Genomic DNA, 26,660 nt, shown 5'->3' with positions numbered 1-26,660 from the left:
TGAAAGGAATAATCTTAAACAGAATTCCATACATATATACCTGTTGAAAAAGGTTCATTTTTTAAAAAATCAAGCCTCTTTTCACATAAAAAATGGCTGTTTTCTTAACCCTACCTTAAAAAAGGCAGATGATTCGCTAAATTTTGGTTCATCCCCTTCACAACTTTTGGGCATTGCTGTACCATATGGAAGTGTTCTTCTATTTTTAACGAATCATGGTGTTATCAGGAAATAGATGATAGATGATACTTAGACAAAGAAGGAGAGGTAACGTGACGAACGTTTTAGAACTGCATAATGTATCTAGGCATATTCACGGGAAAAAGATCGTTCAAGACTTGAGCTTTTCTGTCCAAGCGGGCGAAGTCTTTGGCTTCTTAGGACCAAACGGCGCAGGGAAAACGACAACCATTCGTATGATGGTCGGTCTTTCTCCAATTACATCTGGTGACATTCTGATTAATGGTCATAGTATTCAATCTTCATATCAGCATGCCATTCAAGATGTTGGTGCTATTATTGAAAACCCAGAAATGTATAATCATTTAACAGCTAGACAAAATCTTGTTCACTTTGCCAGAATGAATGGGAAAGTGGATGAAGGGCGAATTGATGAGCTGCTAGAACTAGTCAGCTTACAGCACGTGAAACATAAGCGTGTCCGAACGTTTTCATTAGGAATGAAGCAGCGTTTAGGTATTGCGCAAGCACTGATACATAGACCGAAACTGCTGATATTAGATGAGCCGACCAATGGACTTGATCCAGAGGGAATTCGCATGATACGAGATTACTTGAGAAGGCTTGCAAAGGAAGAAGGGCTAGCTGTTATTGTTTCAAGTCATCTCATGTCAGAAATGGAATTGATGTGTGACCGTTTTGCGATTATCCAAAAAGGCAAGCTGATTGCGATTGAGGATCAGCGTGCAGAGACGAACCAGGACGAATTAGTCAATTATCGAATGAAGGTCGCTTCTGATGAACTGGAAGAAACGAAGAAACTCATTGGTATATTTGAGGAAGGCACGACTGTAAGAGAAGAGGAGCAGTATTTATTCTTCTCCTTGTCAGAAGAGAAAATGCCGGAATTGATTCGTCATTTGAGCGGCGCGTCCATTCATTTGTACGAAATCAAAATAGAAAAACAAACCTTAGAAGATAAGTTCTTAAGCTTAACAGGTAAAAAGGAGGCAGACGTATGATTCGCCTCATTCAAAACGAGTGGATGAAGATCAGTTATCGTATTGGAACTTGGATTATGGTTGGACTTCTTGTTTTAGGTATGATTGCCACGTTGATCTTTGCGGTTAAGACAAATGACGGTGATCAGGCATCAGGCGATTGGAAGACTGAGCTGCAATCGATCAATAAAGCAAAGAAACAAGAATTGAAAGAGGATAATATAGGATTTTATAAGAGATCTCTTGAAAAGGATATAGCGATCAATGAGTATCGAATCAAGCATGATTTGCCTCCTGCGGATCAATTCGGTAAAAACGCATGGGCTTATGTGAAGATCAATGCTGATTTGCTTCAGCTGGTCGGTGTGTTTGTGATTATCATTGCAGCCACAATTGTCTCGGCTGAATATAAGCATGGTACAATTAAATTATTGTTAATTCGTCCACCATCAAGAATGAAGATTCTCTTATCTAAATACTTTACTGTTCAACTTTATTCTCTATTTCTTATCGCGGTTTTATTTATCCTATCATTTATCTTAGGTGCGATATTCTTTGGACTAAATCATGACTATGTGCATTTGGCTTATCAAAATGGTGAAGTCATTGAGCGGTCTCAGTTTGCAAATATGGTCTCTTATTATTTGGCACATTGTGCTATGTTTGTTGTATTAGGGACACTTTCTTTTGCCATCTCAACAGTATTTAGAAGTGAGGCCATTTCTATCGCAATCAGTGTGTTAGCGTATGTTGTTGGAGCATCCATCACAAGCATTTTGATGTTCTTCTTTGATTGGGCGAAATACTTATTGTTTGCCAATGATCCTGCACAATATTTTGCAGACACACCTACTTTTATCGAAGACATGTCTCTAGGATTCTCACTAATCGTCCTAGTGATCTATTGGGCTATTTTCTTAGCCATTGCCTTAATTGTCTTCCAAAAACGAGAAGTGAAAACAGGCAGTTAAATTTTAAAATTTTTAGGAGGTTTACACATGATTAGACGTAAAGGTGAAAAGATTATGGGGATTATCAGTATTGTCCTCAATGTCATTGGTGTTGGATTTGGAGCATTAATTCTCTCCTTAGGTCCATCATTTTATGATCAAATCAATGAAGTGTTACAAGAGGAAGGAGAAACATTGCCAATTGAAACCCTTGAGGCTTCGGTTAATTCATTTGGTACTCAGTACATGGTTGTTTCCATCATTGCGGCTGTACTATCAATTGTTGGTGTGATTCTCTTGAAAACAGACCGCCGTGCCGTGATTTCAGGTGTTCTTTTCTTGGTGTCTGCTGTGACTCTTTTGATTGGAACAGTTGGCCTTGCATTCGTTCCAATGGTTCTATTGTTTATCATTGGTTTGATGTCTCTTATTAGAAAGCCGAATACAGACATTCACACAAATGAATATCCTTCATAAATAAAAAAGACATGCGCCGCTGTGCGCATGTCTTTTTATATTTATATAATGCCTATCAGTTTGGCAACGATCAGTAGAACAATACTGAATCCCCACATCCAGAAGAAAGAGTAGCGAATATGTTTCCCCATATCGACTCCTGCAAGACCTATTGCAAGCCAAACGGCTGGAGCGAGAGGGCTGACAAAGGTTCCTATGATGTTGCCGATCATCATGGCATACGCTGCGGAAGTGCCCGTCACGCCAACCTCAGATGTGATGGATTCGACAATTGGCAGAAGTGCATAATAATAAGCGTCTGTACTTGTCAGCATATCCAGTGGTACCCCAAACATCCCGACAATGATATGTAAAAATGGAAGCAGGAAAGCAGGTAGAATCTGAATGCTGTCCACAGCAATAGCTTTTAGCATTCCCGTTCCTTCGAGAATCCCTAGAAAAGAACCTGCGGAGAAAATAACAGCGGCCATCATGAGTGCACTAGGTGCATGTGCCTTGATTCTCTCCATTTGTACATCCACTTTCGGATAGTTAATTAATAGTGCGAGAGAAAGACCAATCATAAACATATAACTAGCCGGAATCACGTTGAGCACAAGAAGGACAACAACGGCTATAAACAGAATGAAATTCACCCAAATCAAGTGATAGCGTTTTAAAGCGGCATCACCTGTCTCGCTAATGGATTGAATAGCCCGGTCCCAATCTGCGCCTTCTAATTGAACAGCAGCAATTTCATTTGCGGCGATTTTGACCCGAATGCGTTTTTCTTCTCTTTTTCCTAAAATAAATGCCATTCCTAATACGAGAACGACCCCAATGAGCTGAATGGGAATGAGCGGCACCCAAAGTTCAGATGGGTCCATCTTAAGGACACTCGCTGCCCGTCCTGTGGGGCCAGCCCACGGCACCATATTCGTTAAGCCAGCACTTGTCCCGATCAATAACAGCAATAAGTACGGACTCATATGTAATTTTTTATAAAGTGGAAGTAGTGCAGGTACAGTTAATAAAAATGTAGTCGCTCCTGCTCCGTCTAAATGAGCGATGACTCCTATTAGAGCTGTCCCCATCGCAACTGTGACAACATTTCCCTTAGTCAGTTTAATCAGCGTTTTTATTACAGGTTCAAAGAACCCTGTATCTTGTAAAATGCCAAAAAATAAAATGGCGAAGATGAACATGGTCGCCACTGGCAGTACTTTGATAATCCCTTCTTCAAAGAATGATTGAATGTCATGAATCCCAAATCCTGCGATGAATGCCCCGATTAAAGGCACCATGACCATGGCAACAATTGGACTTGCTTTCCCCCAAATCAGCAATACAACAATCGTTAAAATAATCAACAATCCAACAAACGTTAACATAAGTCCCTCCCCCTACAATAAACCGTTTACATTTTCTTGCTCTTTTTATCACAATGCAGTCCCATATCTGCATTGAAAAAAAGGGTATCAAAAATATGAGTATTAGGCAACCGCTTTCATACCTATAAAATGGTGAAAAAGGATGATGAAACCAGTATTGGCGCAGGATGAAACATGTCGAAAAATTTAGATAAAATATAAAGATTCAAATTTAAATATAAAATACATGACTATATACGGGTATTTAGACTTACTAAAATGAAAGAAGCGTCCAATGAGTAGACGCCTCGTTCAATCTATTTTTTCATAATCATGTACTCGTAAGGATCAAGCTGGAGCTCTTGAGGCACATGTTGCCCTGTCAGCATATTTTGATAGCTCTCTTTTGAATCTAGTGAAAGGAGCTGCTGTTTTTCCGTAAAATTCATCATAAACACATAGTCCTGTGACCCATCTGTTCGTTTTTGGACACTGACTCCCTCTGGAATTTCCGTTGATAGGACGGGCTGTATATCCATTCCTACGATGAGATCCTCGTAAAACTCATCATAAAAAATTTGCTCATTTTCGGAAGCCATATAGTATGCCTTTCCATCTCCAAAAGGGTGGACAGTCAGGGCTGGCTGTCCTTCGTAGCATCCATTCTCAAAATGCCCTAACACAGAGGCCGTTTCAGGATGTATGGATTCGCAATATTGCCCGACATGGTAAGTGCGTCCATTCCCTGTGGTCATTAATACATGTTCATCTGGCATCAATGTGTTGATTTCTTCCGTCCAAATGCCAAGTACATGGCGGAGAGGACCGGGGAAACCGCCGAGGAAACAGAGGTCATTTTCGTCGACCATACCGCTCCAATAGGTTGCGATAAAAATACCGCCCGTTTTAACAAAGGCTTCGATTTTTTCTGCAACGCCTGGTTTGATCATGTAAAGCATTGGACCAATGAGCACACGATAGGACGAGAAATCCTTTTCCATGCCGACAATGTCAACAGGGATGCCTTTTTTCCAAAAGCTTCGATAGTGAGTTTGACAAGCCTCTACGTAGCGTTTGTTTGTATTATTTAAGCCTTGTGCATCATCAATGGCCCAGTGGTTTTCCCAATCGTATATGATGGCGACTTCTGGTTGAACGGAAGTCCCTGCGATGGGCTGCAGATGCTCCAGTTGTTTCCCTAGATCAGCGACCTCTTGAAACACGCGCGTATGTTCATGTCCAGAATGATCAACTACCGCACCATGGAATTTCTCAGATGCACCGCGCCCTTGGCGCCACTGGAAGTAAAGCACGGAGTCTGATCCGTGGGCAATCGCCTGTATAGCAGAAAGATGTGCCATGCCTTTGTGTTTGACCTTATTCACTTCATGCCAGTTCACAAGGCTCGGTGTACTCTCCATCACGAGAAATGGCTGACCGTCCTTTAATGAACGATATAAGTCGTGAACGAAGGCAACGTTTGACGCCAATTCAGCCGTTGTTTCCCTGCCGCTATGCCATGCTGGGTAGCTATCCCATGAAATCACGTCGACTTCTTTGGCAAATTGATGATAATCCAGTCCAAGAAATGGTCGCATATGCGGGTAGTCGCCCATAAAGTTGGTGGTCACTGGGATGTGAGGCGTCAATTCCCGCAGCGGTTCAATTTCATTTTGATAAAAATTGATCGTTTGCGCCGTGACAAAGCGTTTCCAGTCTAGATTCATCCCATGTATCATGTGCTCTCCGTGCGGTGCAGGTGACTCAACTTGTGACCAATCACTATACGTGTGGCTCCAAAATCCCGTCCACCATGCCTGGTTTAAAGCTTCAAGGTCATGATTGTACTTGTCTTTCAAATACCCTCGAAATGCTTCTTGGCAGAGATCGCAATGACATTCGCCGCCGTATTCATTCGAAATGTGCCACATGATCAGTGCTGGGTGATCCTTGTAGCGTTCAGCGAGCAAACGATTGAGTGTATTCGTTTTTTCTCGATAAATCGGTGAAGTAAAGCAATGATTATGGCGAAGTCCATGTAAATTACGCTGACGGTTCGCTTCGACGCGCAATACCTCAGGATATGTTTGTGACAGCCAAGCAGGTCTCGCCCCGCTTGGCGTTGCAAGAATGGCATGTGCCCCCTGTGCTGCCAAGCGGTCCATGATGTCATCCAGCCATGCAAAATCATACTGACCTTCTTCTGGCTCTAGCTTACTCCATCCGAAAATGTTGATGGAGAATGTTTGACAGTGTGCAAGCTTCATTAATCGAAAATCTTCGTCAATGATCTCGGGCATATGAAGCCATTGATCTGGATTATAATCGCCACCATGCAAAAAGCCTTTCACATTTGGGTGAACGAGTGGGTAACGCTTTCCCATTTTGTCACGTCCTATCCTTATAATTACGGTGTCATTTGTTTAAATACATCTAGTGAAGGCAGTGCTTTTCCGTTGAAATCAAACATAGCCTGATTTTCCCAAGCATTTCCGACTGTACCGGTCGTTTGAATATAAGCTAGCCCAAATTGACTTGACCACGGGGCGCCTTTCGCTGGAATCCAAAGCGGTTCCCAATAAAAGAATCCTTTCCCGCGATTGTTTTTCACTTGTGAAATTTTTTCTGATAGATCTCGTATAAAAGATGCCTGGCCTTGTGGTGAAGCTGGGTAGCCAGCAGTATTGACTGAATCTTGATTAAATGAGTTTTCTAGGTTGTCACCATTTGCTGTTGTAAAACCGTAGGCGGTTTCTACCACGATGACGTCTTTTTGATAGCGGGCGCTAATGTCATTCATATTGTTAGTAAGACCGCTAAATCCCCCGTCCCAATACGGGTAGTAAGATAAACCGATCGTATCGAATGAGACACCTCTTTTGGTGATTTCATCAAACCACCAGCGGGAGGCTCCGTTGTCCCCACCATGAGCAAGGTGAAGCATGATGTTGATATTTGAATCGACAGAACGGACAGCATTTGTACCAGCCTTTAGCAAAGCGGCGAGCCGGTCAAATTCACCGCCGCCTTCACCCCAGCTTTTGCCGTTCGGCCACAACATGCCTGAGTTCAATTCATTCCCGACCTGTACCATGTTCGGGAGCGCATTTTGGGCTTTCATCGTTTTGAGTACATCCCCTGTGTAAGTGCCAACCGCTTTTACTAAATCATTTTGTGAAAGAGATACCCAAGCTTTTGGTTTGAACTGTTTACCAGGATCGGTCCAGAAATCACTGTAATGAAAATCAAGCAGTACTTTCATATTTTGTGCTTTTGCGCGTTTTGATAAAGCGATGGCTGTATTAAGATCATTTGTCCCGCCATTATAGGCACGACCTTGGTTGTCGTATGGATGGTTCCACAGTCTAATGCGCACATAGTTGACGCCTTTTTCCTTTAATAGCTTGAGCGGGTCCACCTGTTTTCCATTCTGGTCGAAGTATCTGCCGCCGCTTCTCTCCACTTCCGCAAGCATGGAGATATCTGCTCCTTTAGTGAAATCACCTTGCAGTCCATTGATTGGCTGAACTGAAATGGCATCCGCTTTTGCTTCAGGTAAAATTCCTAACCCCATTAAAAAGAAAACGACAATCGTCACAAGCATCCATTTCTTCATCTAATCTCCCCTTATCCTTTTGTCCCACCTTGTGTGAGGCCGGACACAAATTGTTTTTGTAACACAAGAAACAATAAAGCGACTGGAATCGCAATGAGTAAAGCCCCGGCTGCAAAGGTCGTGTAGCTGGCCCCCATTTTGTCTGATACTAGATTGTACAGACCGATCGGGAGCGTATACATTTCGGGTGAGCGAACAATGACACTGGAGATAATGAAATCACCCAGTGGTCCTGTAAATGAGTTGATGGCGACAACCGCCAAAATGGGCTTAGCAAGCGGCATAATAATTTGGATGAAAATTCGAAAATGCCCTGCGCCGTCCATTCTGGCTGATTCATCGAGATCCTTCGGAATGGCATCAAGATAGCCTTTCATTAAATACGTATTCATCGGAATTTGTCCGCCTGCATAAATCAAAATCAGTGCAAGATGGCTGTTAATCAGTCCAAGCATTTGAGCCAAAACGAAAATCGCAATCAGCGCTGAAAATTGAGGAATCATTTGAAGCAGCAAAAAGAGCATCAGCCCATTTTTCCGTCCTTTGAAACGGAATCTAGAAAAGGCATAGCCTGTAAAACTAACAAGAATCAGCGTTAACAACATTGTGGCAATACTGATCTTCATGGAGTTCCAATACCATTTTGCATAAAGTGCACCTTGACCGAAAAAGAGCTCGGTAAAGTGACTGAACGTTGGATTCTTCGGAAACATACTTGTACTCATTAGGCTGTTTCCAGGATTAAAGGAAGCACCAATTGTCCAAAGCAGTGGATAAAGAATACAAATGGAGGCAATGAAAAGGATAAAATAAGTAATACTCAGACGAATGAGCTTGTTTTGTTTTGATCCCATATCACATCATGTCCTCCTCTTTGAATGAATTCGTTCTCTTAAACTGCCAGAGTGCAATGGCGATGACAAAGATTGAAAGTAAAATCGTGACAGCCGCAGCGAGTGCATATTGAGAGGACTGCATCGTGAGTTTATAAATCCAAGACACCAAGATGTCCGTTCCCCCAGCGGTTGATCCTGCAACAGGCGGTCCCCCGCCATTAAATAAATAGATGATATTAAAGTTGTTAAAGTTAAACGTATATTGTGTGATGAGGATGGGAGCAATCGAATAGAGAACAAGCGGTAATGTGATGGACCGGAATTTCTGAAAGAAATTGGCTCCATCAATGGTCGCTGCCTCATATAAGTCCTCGGGAATCGCCTGCAACACGCCTGTTGTCATAATGAAAACGAAAGGAAATCCAAGCCAAGTCTGCATCGCAATGAGGGCAATTTTGCTCCAAAATGGATCTGTCAGCCATGGTTTTGGATCAATCCCTATCGATGCAAAAAGTGTATTGTTAATGGCCCCAAATGTATCATTGAACAATCCAGCAAACACCAAAATCGTCACAAAACCTGGAACAGCCCAAGGAAGAATCAAAATGGTTCTAAAAAACCGTTTTCCCTTTAAATCCTTCTGATTGAGCAGAACCGCTAAAAAGATGCCGAGGGCACATTGAAGGGTTGACGCAGCCAAGGTCCATACGACGGTCCAGCCAAGTACATCAATGAAGGTGTCTCTCCAAATATCAATGGAAAAGATATTTTGAAAGTTCTTAATCCCTACCCAGTCAATCAGATTGGCAGGAGGCGAGTGGTATAAATCATAGTTTGTAAAGGCAAGCGCAAAGCTGAACATAATAGGAAAGACAACAGAAAATAGAAGTAAAAAGAAAGCAGGAGTGCTCATTAAGTAAGGGAAGCCTTGATCGATGAGCTGATGATATTGAGCACGGATGGAATGAAGTGGTACCCCTTGATCCCGTTTCTTTCCATTCATAAAAGCATCACGCATCATGAGGACGTAAAAGCCGATACCAAAACCAGCTGTTAACAGCGCAATGATCCCCTTCGCTAAAAGAAAAACAGAGTTGTCACGAGGCAGCATCGTCCCCAGTGTGAACAGTCCCCAGAAGCCAATATTGAATAAATCATAAAATACAATCAAAAAAGAGACGCCGAACAGGAAAAAGAGTGCCCCTTTGCCGTACTGTTTGTTGTATATCTGCCCCATTCCGGGTATAAAGGAGAACATTAGCGCCCGTCTCCGGTGTGTCTTTGATTCCACTATGTGTGTGCGGTCTAGTTCAAGGTTACCCGTCACGTCTAACACCTACTTCATATGAAATTAGATCAACTACGGGCAGTTTGATAGACTACCCGCATTTGATGGTTATTTGGAGTGATTTGCTTTAATTTGAGAGTCGATTTGATTGACCGCATCATCAAATGCCTTTTTCACATCTGTACGACCAGTTGCAATGAGTCCTAAAGCACTATCAATCGGCTTCCACACCTCTGCCATTTCAGGATTGTTCGGTGTCAGTGTGGCATATTTCGTTTGTTTTGAAATTGCATCTGCGTTGGCATTTTCTGTGATGACTGGATCTTTCATCAGCTTTTTCACTGGTGGAATTTCCTCTGTCACTTCAAAGCGCTTCTTCGCATTTTTTTCGTTCGTGATAAATTCAACAAATTTCTCAGCAAGTTCTTTATTTTTAGAATAAGAGGAGACGTTGTAGCTCTTGACACCTAAGAATGAGCTCATATGTTTTCCGTTAGGGAGTGTTGGCAGTTCGGTCACACCATAATCAATCCCAGCTTCCTTATATGGACCGAATGACCATGGACCAGAAATGACAGCAGCGGCCTTTTTTTCTGTGAATAAGGAGTTGAGGACATTGATTCCTTGTTCCCCAATGATGCCTTTCGGGAAAAGTCCTTCGCTAAAGAATTTTTGAACATATTCTCCACCTTGGATAGCACCATCGTTGTTCAAACCAATATCATTCACATCATAAGAGCCGTCGCTTTTCTGCTTGAAAATATAGCCCCCAGATCCGCCTAAAACACTTTGTGCGTAGTAAATCTCATCCCATTTCGCAACAAAGCCGTACTTTCCGTCTTTTGTCATCTTTTTCGAAAGATCATACCAGCCATCAAGTGTCGTTGGTGCCTTTTTGACAATATCTTTATTATAAAAAAGCACTGTCGTTTCAACTGATTTAGGAAGACCGTACAGCTTGCCGTCTACCGTTTGTGATTGAATCGATTCGTCTGTGAAGGAGTCGATCACTTTTTGATCTGGCTTCATTTCCTGTAATAGCCCCTCAGTGACAGCTGATCCAATTTGATCGTGAGGTATCGTGATGACGTCTGGACCTGTCCCAGCTGCTCCATCTAGACGCAGAGCTTCAATTTGATCGGCATAAGCTTTTTCGACCACTTTGATTTTCACATTATGTTGTTTTTCGAATTCTTTTACAGCGTCTTGAATCCCATCAGATTTTTTGACGTCTTCCCACACTAGCAAGGTCTTTGTACCTGTAGATGCTGGCTGTGATCCGCTTGAATTGTCATCTCCTGGTCCGCAAGCCGAAAGCAGAAGTACAGCAGTCCCAACGACTGCTGATAATGTCGCCCATTTTCCCTTTTTCATGAATAATCCCCTCTCGTTCTTTTTTCACAGATGATAAGAAAACGCTTTCTTAATGTGAGAATATCAACTTAAGTAAAAAAAGTAAACATATTTTATTAAATTTATTAAGTAAAATTTTTTACTCATATAAAGAAAAGAAGCCCTCGACATTGGACGGGGCTTCCAGTTGTTTATATCGTACTTTTTCGAAAGACTGGTTCTGAGGCAATCAGTACAGTTTTCGGTAATGTTCTGCCGTCTACAAGTCTTTCTAACAGTAAATCGATTGCTGTTTCACAAAGCAAAGACGTGTGGATATGATACGTGGTGAGCGGTGGTGACACATATTGAGACACATGAATATCGTTGATACTAAAGACGCTCACGCGGTTCGGAAGAGGAAATCCCCGTTCGTTTAATGCTTGTAAACAGCCGATGGCAAGAGGGTCACTAGCGACACAGAATGCGGATGGCAAGTCATCGCCAAGCTCATCAATCGCCTTCATCATCAGCGCATAACCTTCATCCACTGAGAAATGGTGACCGACATAGACCAATCGCTCATCAAGAACATTGTGAGCCTTCATATAATCACGGAAGGTTGTTTCGCGAATATCAGGAATATGCATATTCGTATTCAGGTCTAAGTCTGTGCCGCCAATGAATCCAATGGATGTGTGTTCCTTTTCAATAAAAGAATCGATGATCTTTTCAACAATTCTTTTCAGGTTTGGCTTTACTGAATCAAAACGATCTTCATCTGGTGACGTATCAATAAAAACGATATGTTGGGTGATCGCATATAATTGATCAAGCTCTGACTTTTTAAATCGGCCGATGGCGATGATCCCTTCTGTAGAAGGATCAATGGAGTGAAGCCCATCAGAAGGATTGTAAGCGGTGACATTTAAACTCCGAGTATTCGTAAGATCCTCGATGCCTAGACGAATGGATTTAAAATAAATATCTTCAAGCTCTTCCTTTTCGGTCATCCAATAGAGAAAGGCGATTTTTTTTAATGAATGTTTGAATGTTTTCTTTTGATAGGACAAAGCTTCAGCGGCGGCGTATACTTTCTCACGTGTTTGATCCGTGACAGATAGGTTAGGATCTTGGTTCAGTACGCGAGATACAGTCGCAATGGATAATCCAGCTTTTTCAGCAATGTCTTTTATTTTAGCTGCCAAATCAGCACCTCCTATAGAAAATATCTCCTTCTAGTATAGAGTCTTTAAAAAAATTAGTAAATATTTTTATTAAATTGTTTTCAGTTAAGCGCTTCTTTACGCATTGGAGAGGAATTAGTAAGATATATATATGAAAGGTTTTGGATTAAGATTTCTGATAGGAGAGGGACCGATGTATTACGATGCACTGAAGACATTTGTGACAGTTGTGGAAGAGAAAAACTTTACAAAGGCAGCCCAAAAGCTGCGAATTTCTCAGCCGAGTGTCAGTCTTCATATTAAGAACTTGGAGCAGGAATTCCAGACCGTTCTGCTGAATCGTTCGCCAAAGCAATTAACTGTTACACCAACTGGGGATATGCTGTACCATCGATCAAAACAAATCATTCGTTTATATGAACAGGCGAAGCAGGATATTTATGAGCATCATCATCTAGCAAGAGGGAAGCTGACAATCGGGGCGAGTTTTACGATTGGAGAGTACGTGCTGCCGCAAATATTGGCAGAGTTTCATCAGCTCTATCCGCATGTGGACATTGAGGTGGTCATTGATAACACAGAGGCGATCGCCAGTCACGTCCGCTTATTCCATGTCGACATCGGTTTAATCGAAGGACAGACGAATGACAAAGAATTGACAGTAGAAACTTTTCTAGAAGACGAGCTTTATATCGTTGCACCATTAGATCATCCCTTTGCTAAGAAAAAGGATGTCACGATTGATCAATTGCAAAACGAAACATGGATCACGAGAGAAGAAGGATCAGGCACCGGAGAATACTTACAGCACGTTCTGAAATCAAATGGACTGAAAGCACGGACGTTTGTGACGTTTAGCAGCAATCAAGCGATTAAAGAAGCTGTGATTCATGGAATGGGGCTTTCTGTTTTATCGAAATATGTGCTCCAGCGAGGCAGCATTGGCGGTGAACTGGCTGTTATTTCTGTGAGAGGAATGGATTTTAAACGAAAATTCTCTTATGTCGAGTCGCCCATGACAGGGGGAAATAAAAATAAAGAATTGCTTGTAGAATTGTTAAGGAAAGAGAGAAAAGACGCTTCTCCTCAGTAGGAGAAACGTCTTTTTTTATAATCCTTTGATGTTGATTTCATCAACTGGAAGGAAGATTTCACCTGTATCTGTGTATTTCATGGTAACCTGGTCGCCTTCTTTTAAATAAATGACGAGAGGTTCTTTTTCGGATGACATGGTGTAGCTTTTTCCATCGTCTAGTAGGAAGGTGACGGTTGTATAATCGCCGGTCTTTTCTTTATACACTCGTTTGACTTTCCCTGTCGTTTCTTTCTTTTCCTGCTTAGAGGAACTGTTAACGGTACCGCCGCCTTTTTGCAGAGCTGTCTTATAGGCTCTCAATGCTTCGTTTGGTGTAGAAGCGTATGCAGCGATTTCAGGATTGGCTGCAGACACGATAAAGTAGTTTTGCAGGAAGCCATTTGAATCGAGAACCGGCGTGAGCCAGCTGGCTTCTCCATAGAAATTATACAGAATCGGCATGCGGCCTTTCCATTTCTTTTCGATGAAACGTTTCTCAATAATTTGCAGAGCGCCTTGAGAATCCATGTAGGACGCTTCAAGATTTCCGGTATAATAAGTCGCTTTTCCTGTTCGGGCATTTGTCAGGGCATATCCAAGCATCGAATCAACGCCCTCTTTCGGACTTGTGAAATCTGTGAAGTAGTACATATCTCCTTTTGAATCAAATACTGGACTCACATTGGCTTCTGTTCCTTCATCTGAAGGCAGCTTCACATCTGACTTTCCAAACATACTGTTCCAGAACCCGTGAATATAGTTTCCGAAATAGCTATTTTGCAGACTAACGGCCTCTGGTGAAACCGCGCCATCAATAAAAGCAGGTACTTGATCTAGCGAATATTTCTTCGTTGCTCCTGTTTTGGCATCAACAACGACTACACCGGAAGCTTTAAAGCCGTTTCGAGCAGAGATGAAATCGCCATACGTGCGAATGTAATAAGGCTTTCCATCATCATTGATCTCTAGCTGTGTATCGCCGTAGAAAATCAAATCAGGGTATTGAAGGCGAATATGCCGCTCAATTTCTTTGTTGAAATAAGAGGAAGGTGTGTAAACCATCTCTGTTTTCACAAACTTTGGATTGGCAGATGAGTCGGTCGCACTTAATGTAAAGTAACCAGGCGTACTCCCTGAACGAATCCATTTAAAGAAATCCGAGAATTCCACTGGGGCGATGTATACATACTCACCGTTGACCTTCTGGATTTGCAGACTGCCAAGCTCATAGTAGCTTGTATTCGGAACCTGTCCGAACGATTTCTTCATTTTGTTTCGCGCAAATTGAGGCGGGACACTCGCAGGTGTTTCCGTCTCATCAAACGCTTTGATTTCGACCTTTTGATCCATTTTGGAGACATCAAATTTCTCATTCGCATTAAATAGAAAAGCTGTCGCCATATAAATGCCGAGCAGTAATAGAATAAGAAACAGCACGCCTTTAATCTTACGCTCCAATCCAACTGATAAAAAGGCGCCTGCTGCTGTCACAACAAGTCCAATCAACCAGAGGGATGAAGGATTGCGATCCAAATTGGTGATGTAATAGAATACAAAAATTCCGACCATAAACAGTAAAGCAATGCCTGCAATCCACATCAGTGGAACCTGCTGTTCTGCCCCTTTTTTTCTAACGATCAACTTGAGCGGCGTGAGCAAGAGGGTCAAGATAAGACCGATCACAACCGAAAATAACAAAATATATCCCACAAACAGATCTCCTTTCAAATCAATCACTCTTTTAGTATATACGAGTGAGACGGGGAAAAGATTCATCGAACAGAAGGTTCAGCTAAATGCCAATCGAGTCGATGGCGGATTGAACATCTTCTTTCAGTTCGTAAAACTTAAGTCTTTGTTCGATTTTCTCTGTTAAGGCGTCAATGGCATGTCCTGACATATGTGAATGAATACGCTTCTGATGTTTATACACTTTGTTCTGAAGTTCATCAATGAGATCTAAAATTTTTCCCGCTTCTTGTCGGTCTTCTGCAAATTCAAGTTGAAGCTGATGCCGGATGGCTCTAATTAGCGCTGTTTTCTGCTCTTCTTTGATCTTTGCTTTCAAAGCAGCCAGCTCTGCAGGTGTCATGTCCTCAGTGTGAAAGTTTGCTTGAGAAAAAACGGAGCTTGATGTATGCGTATCTGTCATTCGTTGCAAAAAACGGTCTGCATCTGTTGGTTGTTTCTTTGAAAATTCCATTCCTCGTTCTCCTTATGAAATGCCCATATTCTTGGCTAGGGCTGTATCTGCATCATGGTATTCTTTCCCTAGCTGGCTCATATCATCTGATATTGAATCCAGCCACCTTTTGATATTCATCGCACTATCAATCGCTGTATCATACTCTTTGATGGAATAGAACTCATTCTCAAGTCCCTCCGTTTTTAAATGACGAATCACGGCATCCACATCAGAAGCCGTCAGCTGATCATAGGAACCAAAGCCAACGATCTGTTTGTATCTCGAGCGTACCCGTTCCACAGACTGATCCACTTTGTCATCGAGCTTCTCGATTTTGCGAATAATTTTCTGCATATGGTGCTCGGCATATGTCGAGAATTTACGACCTGTGTTCATGAGAACATGGGACTTGATTAAAATTGCCACCACACTTTGCAAATGAACATTCGACTGACTTAATTGATGTAACATGGCGGCAGTGAGAGAAGGATTTTTTCTCAACATATCATCAATGGTTTCAACGGAGCCATCTGATGAAAAGGCATACCGATCTAAGCCATGGCTGCCAGCAATGGCTTCAAGAAACAAATTTGCATCCAATGAAGGATTTACGCTCATTGCCCGATTGAGGAGATTTTTCATAAATTGGACGGCTTTGGAGGGGTCCTCGGAGTAATCGACGCCTTCAGGTAAAGCGGCATCATACATCACTTTCACACGACCAATTTCTGTCGTATGTCGATTTAAAAGAGAAAGCCCGTCATTGAGATTGATATATTCTGTTAATCTACTACGGTAATCACCTTTTAATGCTTTGGCTTGGAGGCCGTCCGATAGATTGGGGTAAATATTCGGATTCTCAAAGGTGACCCCGCCTTTAATAAAATCATTTTTAACAAGAACGTAGGACGCATTCGATCCGCCAAGTGAATGCCCTGTCACATACATTTTGGCATTTGGCATTTTCTTATGTATTTCTTTCGCATACCGATCCGCTTGAACCATTTGATTCTCTGCACCATGTTCAAAGGGAATATTCTTAATCAAATACTTTGTATCTGATATCAGCCAATCTTGCACAACCTCATTTGTATAGGTCGTTGTCCCTGTCGCCACCTTCGTCGTGATTTCCTTTGACGTCTGTGACTGACGAAACGGAGGCAGCTTCGTCAAAATGGTAGAAAGAAGATCATCTGACTCTTTTTTTCCATGTTTTTTAATGGTATCTTTATATTGGCCAGCGCCAATCGGTTCTGACCCGCGGTAGGCGATGACTGCGTTTTTGATTTTGGTGAGGTCTTTGCCTTTGTTAGAAATACGATAATCTTCTCTTGAGACAAGGGTTAGTGCATTTAGACCTTTTTTTGTTTCTTTATAATCAACGACATACATTTTTCTACCGTTGCTAATTTTTATTGCTTTAGATTTTTTATAGCTTTCTATACTATAAGATCTAGAAGAGATCAAATTATAATCCTCATCTGTTAGTGCATATGATCTTAACTTAGACAAAGTAGTCACTCCTATAATAATATTAACAATGATGTAAATTATAATATACTATGGGATAAATATCTATTTTAATTAAAAATATTTAACTATGATTAGAGGTACATTTTGAAGTTGAAAAGGTGGATATTATAATATGAAATACCTCAAAATTTGTTTGTTTGTTTTTATCCTTATTATCATTATTATGTCAGCCGTTTTAATTATCCAACATAAGCGAGACCAATCCCATGATGCTGGAGGGAATAACAGTATGCAACAAAAAGAGAAAAGCGACCAAGAAAAGGCAGAAGAGTATGCAAAGAAAATGAAGCCAAAAATTGAAGAGGATTTACGTGAGTCAGATATTCATGGATTCATAAAAAAGATTACGTTTAAAAATCAAGTCACGATCAATCCGATGGGACATATCATGATTAGAGGATATATCAATGATGACCCTGAGAGATTTGGTTTTGAAGCATTACTAAGATACGAATCTGACAAAGTAGATTCGATGAGCTATGATCCTGACTTATCAGACCGTTTCGAGAATTGGGATGATTTTGATCCGCAAGTGAAAGAAGATTTTCTAAATAGCCTTTCCGAAAAAGAACGTGAACAGTATCTTAAGGATATTGGAGAAAAAGAGTAAGCAGGTACTCATCAACCTGCTTTTATTTTTGCCAATTTCATAGATAGATTGATTAAAGGTTTATTAAGGAGTTTTTGCTTTTTATGAGAAATACAATGAAGTTTTCTATCATAATTGTGGTCGGTATCATCTCAGTAACTGCGTTTATTGTACAGTACATTAATCAGAGTCTGTCAGATGATGTAGTGCAAGAAAAAAGCGATCAAGAAAAAGAAGAAGAGCTTGCAGAGAAGATGAAACCAAAAATCGAAGAATATTTACATAAAATGGATATTCATAACTTTATAAAATCTATTACGTTCAAAAAAGATGTGACTATTAATCCTATGGGGGATATTGTTATTAACGGGTATGTGAATGATGAGCCGGTAAAGTACAATTTTTCAGCATCCCTACAATATAGGTCTAGAAAGATAGGTTCAATGAGTTATTCATACGAGTTATCAATTCGATTCAGGGACTGGGAAAAATATAAAGGTGAACCGGAATTAAAAGAAAATTTCTTGAAAAGTCTTCCCAAAAAGGAACGCGAACAATATCTGAAAGATATTGGCGAAAAAGAGTAAAACAGGGACTTGTCTCCCTGTTTTTATTTTGTCAATTTCATTGGTAGACAGATTAAAAGTATATTAAGGAGTTTTTCTTTTCATGAGAAATACATTGAAATTTTCTATTATAATTGTGGCCACTGTCATCTCAATAACTATGTTCGTTGTAGAGTTCATTCATCAGGGTTTTTCAGATGAAGTAGTGAAAGAGAAAAGTGATCTAGAAAAGGCCGAAGAATTCGCAGAAAAGATGAAACCAAAAATTGAAGAACGTTTACATGAAGAAGATATTCACAATTTTATCAAAACCATCACATTTAAAAAAAATGTATCTATAAGCCCTATGGGTTATGTCACAGTTGATGGATATATAAATAATGAGCCTGATAAATATCATTTTTCTGCATCATTAATATACAAATCTAATGAAATAGGTTCGATGAGTCATTCTCCTGACTTATCAGATCGCTTTATAGACTGGGATGAATATAAAGATGAACCTAAAGTTAAAGAGGATTATCTTAAAAGCTTCACCGAAAAAGAACGCGAACAATATCTGAAAGACATTGGAGAAAAAGAGTAATAAGATCAACCTGGTAATGTTCCCTAAATAGTTGAAACAAGCATATGCTATCATTCCCCTAACAACACTTTCAAATAAGGGAGAGATTTCAATCATGGCAAATAAAAAGAAATTGATCTTAGATGTAGATACTGGAATCGATGATGCGATTGGGATTTTGCTGGCGGTGAAAAGTGAGCAGTTTGATATGTTGGGGATTACAACGGTGTGTGGGAATGTGTCTGTCAATGCGGCTACATTGAATACGTGTAAAGTGCTTGAGCTGGTTGAGGCAGATGATATTCCTGTCATAAAAGGTTCAGCAACGCCTCTTTTAAGAGCGCCTCATTATGAACATCGGGTACACGGAGAGGATGGGATTGGCGGTGCTTTAAAGGATGTCGAGCCTAAGAAGACCGCAGATGCTGGTTTTGCGCCTGATTTTATCATCGACCAAGTGATGCAGTATTCGAAGCAGGTTACGCTTGTGTTGACAGGCCCTTTAACGAATTTAGCCCTTGCAGTGAAAAAGTGTCCTGAGCTGATTCATCATGTGAAAGAAGTCATTTTTATGGGTGGTGTCGTGCAGGGTCAGGGGAATGTCACGCCGGTAGCGGAATTTAATACATATGCAGACCCAGAAGCGGCAAAGCTAGTGCTGGATGCAGGGTTCCCTACATTAACTCAAGTGGGATTAGATGTCACGAGAAAGGTCTTGCTTACGGATGAAAGAATCGATGCGATTCAGAATGAAACGTTAGCCCATTATATTAGAGAGAGCACAAGCATTTACCGTCAGCGCTACTTTGAGCGGAATGGTGTGTGGGCGTGTGCCATGCATGATCCGCTTGCTGTCAGTCTCGCCATTGACAAGCAACTCGTGAGCACTCAGGCTTTTCATGTGGACGTCGAGACGAAGAGTGAGTTTTGTGATGGACAGATGATCTGTGATTTTCAGCATCAATGGAAGAAAGAGCGCAACGTTCAAGTATGTACGGATGTAGATGCTGACGCTTTCTTTGATTTATTGATCAACACAATGAACGCTTAAAAAAGAAGTCTGTGCAAACAGGCTTCTTTTTTATAAGATGGGAACATGAGGAAATGTATGCGTTCACATCAATAGGGAGGAGTGAAGTCAATTGGCTTCTGTTAGTTTAAGTAGTATTGAAAAAATACGAGCAGCAAGCAGAGGATTGCCGCCAAAGCTCAAAGCAATTGCAGAGCATATTACGAGTGAGCCCCGCGACATCATCCATTTGTCTATTGTCGAGCTTGCGAAAAAAACTGCAAGCTCAGAGGCAACGATTTTTCGTCTTTGTAAAAGGCTTGGATTTGAGGGCTTTCAAGATTTGAAGATTGCTATTGCCCAGGAAATAGACCAAACAAAGCCTAATTATGTAGATGAAGAAATGAGTCTTGATGATGATATGGCTGTTTTTATGCAAAAGGTTTTTCAGACGAATATATCTGCATTAAAGGATAGCTTTCAATTGTTGAATCCAGAGGATGTAGAAAAGGCCATACAAATCATTCATGAAGCAAAACGCTTAGAGTTTTATGGGAGTGGTGGGTCTGGCCTCATTGCGACTGACGCTTTTCATAAATTTATGAGGACTGGCATCAACTGTATTGTCCACACAGATTCCCACTTTCAAGCAATGTCTGCTGGTCTTCTTGATCAGCATAGTACAGTGATCGGTATTTCTCATTCTGGACGTAATAAAGATTTGCTCGATGCGATGAAAACTGCAAAGGGCAAAGGAGCTAAAACCATTGGTATTACAAGCTATCAACGCTCTCCATTGAGCCAGCTTGCAGATGTCACGTTGTATACAGCAACGCAAGAAACGGCTTTTCGAACAGAAGCGATGTCCGCAAGACTTGCTCAGCTGACGGTCATTGACGTTCTATATTTTGCACTTGCTCACTTAAGGCAGCAGGAGACCATAACAAATTTAAAGCAAATGCGAGAAACCATTTCACAAAAAAGGGTGTAATGGTTCCAAAAATAAATTTTTCTGATAATGAAAAATGCTGTTGTGGTAACGATTATGAGCTTTTTACTGAAAATAATTTTCTTTTCAGTCGTTGAATGTCGAAAAAATTATTTTTATAATGGGGTTTAACAGACAATTTAAAACTACATATGTGACTTCAAATCAATGATTGGGCGTGATACAGATGAAGGGGAACCAGGCGGTAATTGGTTTGGATATTGGAACAACAAGTACAAAGGCGGTTCTGTTTGGACCTCAGGGGAAAGTATTAGCGAAGCATTCAGTTCCTTATGAGCTCATTCAGCCCCAGCCAGCATGGGTTGAGCAGGACCCTGAGAAGATATTAGAAGCCGTCATTGCGAGTGTAAGAGGTGCATTGACGAAAGCAACATTTGATAAAGAAAATCTGATAGGCATCGGGATAAGTTCAGCGATGCATTCCTTAATTGTGATGGATCAGGATGGGAAGACGTTAACGAACAGTATCATTTGGGCTGATAACAGAAGTGCAGAACAAGCGAAACGAATCAAATCAGATATGGATGGCTTCCACATTTATAAAAGGACAGGTACACCGATCCATCCAATGTCACCGCTTTCAAAAATACGTTGGATGAAAGAAATGGCACCGGATGTCTTCAAGAAGGCAGCAAAATTTATTTCGATCAAAGAATATATTCTTTATCATTTCTTCGGTCAGTATGTCGTCGATTATTCAATCGCTTCAGCAACGGGACTGTTCCAATTGGAAACGCTTCAATGGGATGAGAAGGCGCTTCGTATTGCTGGAATTGAAGCGAGTCAACTATCTGAGCTTGTTCCAACAAAGTATCAACTGAGAGGACTTCAGCCAGAGATTGCACTGCGCATGGGCATTAGAGAAGATACACCATTTGTCATTGGTGCGAATGATGGTGTTCTAGCGAATTTAGGTGTGGGTGCGATTGGTCAAGGAGAGGTGGCTGTTACGATTGGGACAAGCGGTGCGGTCCGTACGGTTGTAGACAAACCAATCACAGATGAGCAATCAAGAACGTTCTGCTATGCCCTGACAGATAAGCATTGGGTTGTAGGAGGACCGACCAATAATGGCGGGATCATGCTAAGGTGGTTGAAGGATGAATTCGGGTCGTCAGAGGTGGAGGTAGCAAAGCGTCTAGGGGTGGACCCTTACGATCTGATGATGGACATCGCGGAAAAGGTTCCAGCTGGTTCTGAGGGTTTGCTGTTTCTACCATTTTTATCAGGTGAGCGTGCACCTTATTGGAATCCAAATGCGAGAGGCACCTTTTTTGGAATTGGCCTTCAGCATAAGCGGGAGCATTTTATTAGAGCTGTGTTAGAAGGCGTCATTATGAGCGTTTTCTCGATCGGTGTTGCCTTAAGAGATTTAACCGGTTCAGCAAAGGATGTCAGAGCTTCGGGCGGGTTTGCACGATCTCCGCTATGGCGGCAAATTTTAGCGGATACGATGGGTAGAGAAGTGCTAGTTCCAGAAAGTTACGAAGCGTCAGCACTTGGGGCGGCTGTCCTTGCACTTTATAGTTTAGGTCATATGGAAGAGATAGAAGAGGTTCAAGAGTGGATTCGAATCTCTGCTCGTCATGAACCTAATATGAAAAACAATGAAACTTACATAGAGCTGTTTTATTTATATGAGCGCCTCTACGACAAACTGAAGGATGAATTTGATGTCATTAGCGCGCTGCAATTAAAACAAAATCGTTAAACATCAGGGAAAAGGTGGGAGAACATGCTTTTATTCATCGTGATTGCGGCGATTGTCCTTTTACTCATTCTCATTACAGTCGCTAAGTTGAATCCGTTTGTGAGCTTAATTATTACTTCGATGCTCGTGGGCTTTGCGACGGGGATGGATTTGCAGGAAATCATTCAATCAATTAAAACGGGATTAGGCAATACGTTATCATTGCTGGCTATTGTTCTAGCGCTTGGTACCATGCTTGGAAAAATGATGGCTGAATCAGGGGGAGCAGAACGAATAGCTCAAACTTTAATCGGCCGGTTTGGAACGAAAAATGTACATTGGGCAATGATGTTTGTTGCTTTTATCGTGGGGATACCTGTCTTTTTTCAGGTCGGTTTCGTTCTTCTCATTCCTTTACTTTTTACAATTGCCATTGAAACAGGCATTTCGCTCGTGACCATTGGCATCTCGTTAATCGCTGGCCTGTCTGTCGTGCATGGGCTAGTCCCGCCTCATCCAGCGGCAATGGCAGCCGTTGGCATCTATCATGCCAACGTGGGGAAAACCATTTTCTTCTCTATTATTGTGGGATTGCCGACAGCGATTATTGCTGGACCGCTGTATGGTAAATGGATTGGAAAACGGATACATAAACCCGTTCCGGAGATGCTGAGAAAGCAATTCACTGAACGAAATGAGGATCGAAAACTCCCAGGCTTTGCGAATACGATGTTTACCATATTGGTGCCGGTGATTTTGATGCTTCTTGCCACATTGGCGGACATTATCTTACCAGAGGGCAATATGTGGTTCCAAGTATTCAAGTACATCGGAGATCCAATAACAGCACTGCTGATTGCAACAGTTTATTCTTTCTTCAGTCTTGGCTTTGTGCAAGGGATGAGCCGTGACAGGGTGCTTTCCTTTAGTAATGAGTGCTTAGGTCCAATCGCTTCCATCTTGCTTGTCATTGGAGCAGGCGGAGCTTTCAATAATGTGCTCATTGATTCAGGTGTCGGTGATTATATTGCAGATTTAGCCAAACACTCGCCGATTTCACCGATTTTGCTTAGTTGGCTGATTGCTGCGGTGATTCGGGTGGCAACAGGATCTGCGACGGTATCTATGATGACAGCAGCAGGTATTGTAGCGCCAATTGCTGCAACGATGCCGGACGTGAGCAGGGAACTGCTTGTGTTAGCAACAGGAGCAGGTTCGTTAATTTTATCTCACGTCAATGACTCTGGTTTTTGGCTGATCAAGGAGTATTTTGGTATGACCATTAAAGAGACGTTTTTGACATGGACGGCTATGGAGACGATCATTTCTGTTAGTGCTATTGCATTTATTATGATCATTAATATGTTTATATAGCGAACAACAGCCTGGTTCTTTGGAATTGGGCTGTTTTTGCGTGTTGTGATACCACTTTCTTCAGATTGGGGTAAAATAATGATATTGAGAATGTGGGAGGCGGACATGATCGAACCATTAAAACATGTGTACAATGAATTGTTTATCCAAGAATTAGCTGAGAAACTTGCGCAGGTTTCGTCTGAATTTGATGCTGAGCCATTCAAGCGGCTCGTACTTCAAGAGGATTGGGAGCAGCTTGAGTTAAAAGGGCGGATGAGACGAGTCACTGAATCGATGCATGCCTGTCTGCCGGCAGATTATGAGAAGGCAATTGAGATACTGCGTCAGATAGCCCCGCATTTTTCAGGGCTTAGTGCGCTCGTCTTTCCAGACTACGTCGAGACGTACGGCCTTGCACATTGGGACCTCTCGATCAAAGCGCTCGAATTTTTCACACCCTTTTCCACTTCTGAATTTGCTGTTCGGCCATTTCTGATTCAAGATCAAGGCAAAATGCTGGCGCAAATGCTTGTATGGTCTCAGGATCAAAATGAGCATATACGGAGGCTGGCTAGTGAAGGGTGTAGACCACGTCTGCCATGGGGCTTATCTGTCCCTTCACTTAAAAAGAACCCCTCGGTCACGCTGCCCATTTTGGAAAACTTGAAGGCAGACCCGTCTCGTTATGTGCAGAAAAGTGTAGCGAATCATTTAAATGATATTTCTGCAATTCAGCCAGATCTAATGAAGCAGACGGTTCAAAACTGGTATGGAACCAACGAACATACCAACTGGATTGTCAAACATGCATCCCGTACTTTACTCAAAAAAGGAGATCCAGCTATTATGGCGTTGTTTGGCTATGGGGACGATCCATCCGTTCACGTAACGGATTTGAAGATCGTACAAGATCCTATTCAGATCGGTGAGAAAATGACTTTTCATTTTACCCTACAAGCCGATAAGCCGTTAAAGCTGCGTGTAGAGTATGCCATTGACTATGTCAAAGCTCGGGGGACCCGCAATCAAAAAGTATTTAAAATCACAGAGTTTGAAACAGACACAACGTTACATAGAGAATTCGTCAGATCACAATCTTTTCAAAATATGACGACGAGAAAACATTATGAAGGAACCCATACACTAACAATCATCATCAACGGTATTCCAAAAGCATCGATTGATTTTGAAGTAACAGAAGACAGCAACTCATGAAAAAACCCGCCTCAATGGCGGGTTTTAGCGTTTAAGCCTTCTTTTTCATTAAGAATGAAGCAATGATGGCTGCGATTAAGAAACCGATGCTGATAATCGAGCTAGGCAAGTTTTCTTGTCTGAATAAAAACATCACAAAACTCACACTTAATACAAGACCTGCAAATAAAGTTAGATACGGAAATAGCCACACCTTGAAATACGGCTCCTGTGGATATTTCGGACGAAGTTTCAGATGTGCCATGCAAATGCTAATCCAAATGAGTGAAACAGCAAAACCAGGAATAGCTAGCATATAACTGAAAATTTGCTCTGGATATAAGTAAGCAAAGAATGTTCCGATGAGAAGAAACAGAACGGTTACCCATAAACTCAAAATGGGCACGCCTCTTTTGTTAACCTGTGCCAGCTTTTTCGGACCGCCATCTGATTTAGAGAGAGAATGCATCATTCTCGTTGTTCCATAAATGCCAGAATTCGCCGCCGATAGAACGGCTGTAATCAATACAAAATTTATGAAGTGAGAGGCGCCTTGCATACCGGCTGCTGAAAAGACTTGAACAAATGGGCTGTTATTTGGATCAATTTGATTCCAAGGAATGAGTCCACAGATGATCAAAATCGGCAAAGTGTAAAATAAGATAATACGCCACATCATACTTTTAACAACACCAGGCAAGACCTTTTCGGCATCCTTTGTTTCTGTAATGGTCAGCCCGATCAATTCAGAGCCTCCATAAGAGAAAATAACGACTAATAAAGAGGCGAAGATCGCACCCCATCCGTTCGGGACGAAGTTTTGATAGTTGGTGAGTGCAGATGTGCTTTGTTCGTTCGGAATGATCCCAAATAATAGAGCTGCACCAAGAATAATAAACACAATAATAACGAAAATCTTCATTCCAGCGAACCAAAACTCAATTTCACCAAAGTATTTTACATTATTTAAGTTAATTCCGATGACTAATAGTGAGCAGAGTAAACATAGTGACCATAGCGGTACGTTCGGTAACCAGTATTGAAGCAGGCTACCTGCCGCAATAATCTCGATGACACACACAGTGAGCCACATGAAACAGTAAACCCAGCCGACAACAAATGAAAAACGTTGACCAAGCGCAATCTGTATCAGGTCGCGAAGGTTATTTCCCGGATAGACAATCGCCATTTCAGCTAAGGCTGCCATTACGATGAGCAATAATAATCCGGCAAATACATAGGAAAAGATGACCCCAGGACCTGCTAAACCGATTGTATCGGCACTTCCTTTAAAGATTCCTGTACCAATGACCCCGCCCAATGCAATCATGCGAATGTGACGCGGTGATAAAAGCTTTTTTAATTCTTGTTGTTCCTGATTCGCGCTCATGACGTTCTCCTTTTTAAAAAAATGCTTATGTTCCATTTTCTTTTTTCGGGACGTCACTGTCAATATAAAAAAAGAGATTTTTCAGACAAAAGAGGCGGTTGATTCTATCAAATGAACCGTTTTCTTCCATAAATCCTTTCCGTGACCTATCCCCAAAATCTGATACTTCGTGAAAAAATGAACATTTGCCTTCATTCTGACATAAACAATTTTCAGTTTTTGTCGATATATCTTCTGTATTACTAAAGTCCTAATAAAGAATTGTTTATAACTGTAAAATATT

Annotated in this window: 23 protein-coding genes; 12 read left to right on the top strand and 11 right to left on the bottom strand. The window is 41.4% G+C overall.

Going from position 1 to position 26,660, the window contains the following annotated elements; all coding sequences use genetic code 11:
* The first annotated feature begins 272 nt into the window (after positions 1-272).
* From MKX52_RS18085 to MKX52_RS18075, 3 genes are read left to right on the top strand one after another with little or no spacing between them, the layout of a single operon-like run.
* The gene (locus MKX52_RS18085; RefSeq protein ID WP_342491187.1) at positions 273-1,202 is read left to right on the top strand and encodes an ABC transporter ATP-binding protein; all 930 of its coding nucleotides are present in this window, start codon (positions 273-275) and stop codon (positions 1,200-1,202) included.
* On the top strand, positions 1,199-2,152 hold the full coding sequence (locus MKX52_RS18080; protein WP_012011813.1) for an ABC transporter permease subunit: 954 nt from the start codon (positions 1,199-1,201) through the stop codon (positions 2,150-2,152). Before MKX52_RS18085 ends, MKX52_RS18080 begins: the two co-directional genes overlap by 4 nt.
* A gap of 27 nt (positions 2,153-2,179) precedes the next feature.
* A complete protein-coding gene (locus MKX52_RS18075; protein WP_012011812.1) occupies positions 2,180-2,608 on the top strand; it encodes a DUF4064 domain-containing protein in 429 nt (142 codons plus the stop codon).
* Positions 2,609-2,649: 41 nt separating this feature from the next.
* Here MKX52_RS18075 and MKX52_RS18070 read toward each other — a convergent pair whose 3' ends face one another.
* The 7 genes from MKX52_RS18070 to MKX52_RS18040 form a co-directional block, all read right to left on the bottom strand.
* Positions 2,650-3,978, bottom strand: coding sequence for a citrate:proton symporter (locus tag MKX52_RS18070; protein WP_012011811.1), 1,329 nt, complete (start codon positions 3,976-3,978; stop codon positions 2,650-2,652).
* A gap of 296 nt (positions 3,979-4,274) precedes the next feature.
* Complete coding sequence (locus tag MKX52_RS18065; protein WP_342491186.1) at positions 4,275-6,341, bottom strand: beta-galactosidase; 2,067 nt, start codon at positions 6,339-6,341, stop codon at positions 4,275-4,277.
* Positions 6,342-6,364: 23 nt separating this feature from the next.
* Positions 6,365-7,573 (bottom strand): glycosyl hydrolase 53 family protein, encoded by a 1,209-nt coding sequence (locus tag MKX52_RS18060; RefSeq protein ID WP_342491185.1) that lies wholly within the window; start codon positions 7,571-7,573, stop codon positions 6,365-6,367.
* 11 nt (positions 7,574-7,584) lie between these two features.
* A complete protein-coding gene (locus MKX52_RS18055) occupies positions 7,585-8,427 on the bottom strand; it encodes a sugar ABC transporter permease (RefSeq protein WP_012011808.1) in 843 nt (280 codons plus the stop codon).
* A gap of 1 nt (position 8,428) precedes the next feature.
* Complete coding sequence (locus MKX52_RS18050) at positions 8,429-9,667, bottom strand: sugar ABC transporter permease (RefSeq protein ID WP_003214698.1); 1,239 nt, start codon at positions 9,665-9,667, stop codon at positions 8,429-8,431.
* A gap of 138 nt (positions 9,668-9,805) precedes the next feature.
* Positions 9,806-11,071 carry an extracellular solute-binding protein gene (locus tag MKX52_RS18045; RefSeq protein WP_342491184.1) on the bottom strand — a complete coding sequence of 422 codons (1,266 nt, stop codon included), beginning with the start codon at positions 11,069-11,071 and terminating at the stop codon, positions 9,806-9,808.
* A 170-nt stretch (positions 11,072-11,241) separates the two neighbouring features.
* Complete coding sequence (locus MKX52_RS18040; protein WP_342491183.1) at positions 11,242-12,237, bottom strand: LacI family DNA-binding transcriptional regulator; 996 nt, start codon at positions 12,235-12,237, stop codon at positions 11,242-11,244.
* A 172-nt stretch (positions 12,238-12,409) separates the two neighbouring features.
* On the opposite strand from MKX52_RS18040, the gene MKX52_RS18035 reads away from it, so the two are divergent.
* Positions 12,410-13,309 carry a LysR family transcriptional regulator gene (locus tag MKX52_RS18035; protein ID WP_003214942.1) on the top strand — a complete coding sequence of 300 codons (900 nt, stop codon included), beginning with the start codon at positions 12,410-12,412 and terminating at the stop codon, positions 13,307-13,309.
* 15 nt (positions 13,310-13,324) lie between these two features.
* Here MKX52_RS18035 and MKX52_RS18030 read toward each other — a convergent pair whose 3' ends face one another.
* The 3 genes from MKX52_RS18030 to MKX52_RS18020 form a co-directional block, all read right to left on the bottom strand.
* Complete coding sequence (locus tag MKX52_RS18030; RefSeq protein WP_119125605.1) at positions 13,325-15,001, bottom strand: hypothetical protein; 1,677 nt, start codon at positions 14,999-15,001, stop codon at positions 13,325-13,327.
* Between the two features lie 82 nt (positions 15,002-15,083).
* The gene (locus MKX52_RS18025) at positions 15,084-15,494 is read right to left on the bottom strand and encodes a hypothetical protein (RefSeq protein ID WP_342491182.1); all 411 of its coding nucleotides are present in this window, start codon (positions 15,492-15,494) and stop codon (positions 15,084-15,086) included.
* A gap of 12 nt (positions 15,495-15,506) precedes the next feature.
* Complete coding sequence (locus MKX52_RS18020) at positions 15,507-16,988, bottom strand: lipase (RefSeq protein ID WP_342491181.1); 1,482 nt, start codon at positions 16,986-16,988, stop codon at positions 15,507-15,509.
* A gap of 133 nt (positions 16,989-17,121) precedes the next feature.
* On the opposite strand from MKX52_RS18020, the gene MKX52_RS18015 reads away from it, so the two are divergent.
* The 8 genes from MKX52_RS18015 (at position 17,122) to MKX52_RS17980 (ending at position 25,008) form a co-directional block, all read left to right on the top strand.
* A complete protein-coding gene (locus tag MKX52_RS18015) occupies positions 17,122-17,619 on the top strand; it encodes a DUF1433 domain-containing protein (protein WP_012011801.1) in 498 nt (165 codons plus the stop codon).
* Between the two features lie 83 nt (positions 17,620-17,702).
* On the top strand, positions 17,703-18,185 hold the full coding sequence (locus MKX52_RS18010; protein WP_342491180.1) for a DUF1433 domain-containing protein: 483 nt from the start codon (positions 17,703-17,705) through the stop codon (positions 18,183-18,185).
* An 82-nt stretch (positions 18,186-18,267) separates the two neighbouring features.
* Entirely contained in the window at positions 18,268-18,750 is a 483-nt protein-coding gene (locus MKX52_RS18005) for a DUF1433 domain-containing protein (protein ID WP_342491179.1), read from the top strand.
* Positions 18,751-18,844: 94 nt separating this feature from the next.
* Positions 18,845-19,780, top strand: coding sequence for a nucleoside hydrolase (locus MKX52_RS18000; RefSeq protein ID WP_342491178.1), 936 nt, complete (start codon positions 18,845-18,847; stop codon positions 19,778-19,780).
* Positions 19,781-19,871: 91 nt separating this feature from the next.
* Positions 19,872-20,729: a MurR/RpiR family transcriptional regulator gene (locus MKX52_RS17995; RefSeq protein ID WP_251184413.1), complete on the top strand. Its 858-nt coding sequence runs from the start codon at positions 19,872-19,874 to the stop codon at positions 20,727-20,729.
* Between the two features lie 184 nt (positions 20,730-20,913).
* Positions 20,914-22,458: a gluconokinase gene (gene gntK / locus MKX52_RS17990; protein ID WP_342491177.1), complete on the top strand. Its 1,545-nt coding sequence runs from the start codon at positions 20,914-20,916 to the stop codon at positions 22,456-22,458.
* 24 nt (positions 22,459-22,482) lie between these two features.
* The gene (locus MKX52_RS17985; protein WP_088004045.1) at positions 22,483-23,811 is read left to right on the top strand and encodes a GntP family permease; all 1,329 of its coding nucleotides are present in this window, start codon (positions 22,483-22,485) and stop codon (positions 23,809-23,811) included.
* Between the two features lie 105 nt (positions 23,812-23,916).
* The gene (locus tag MKX52_RS17980; protein WP_342491176.1) at positions 23,917-25,008 is read left to right on the top strand and encodes a DNA alkylation repair protein; all 1,092 of its coding nucleotides are present in this window, start codon (positions 23,917-23,919) and stop codon (positions 25,006-25,008) included.
* A gap of 31 nt (positions 25,009-25,039) precedes the next feature.
* Here the strand turns inward: MKX52_RS17980 and MKX52_RS17975 are convergent, their stop codons facing one another.
* Positions 25,040-26,377 (bottom strand): amino acid permease, encoded by a 1,338-nt coding sequence (locus tag MKX52_RS17975; RefSeq protein WP_012011793.1) that lies wholly within the window; start codon positions 26,375-26,377, stop codon positions 25,040-25,042.
* Positions 26,378-26,660: the final 283 nt, after the last annotated feature.

The organism is Bacillus sp. FSL R5-0422 (genome assembly GCF_038610765.1).
Taxonomy (GTDB): Bacteria; Bacillota; Bacilli; order Bacillales; family Bacillaceae; genus Bacillus; species Bacillus pumilus_O.
Note: the sequence above shows the minus strand (reverse complement) of the source record. Positions and strands in the feature narration are given on the sequence as shown.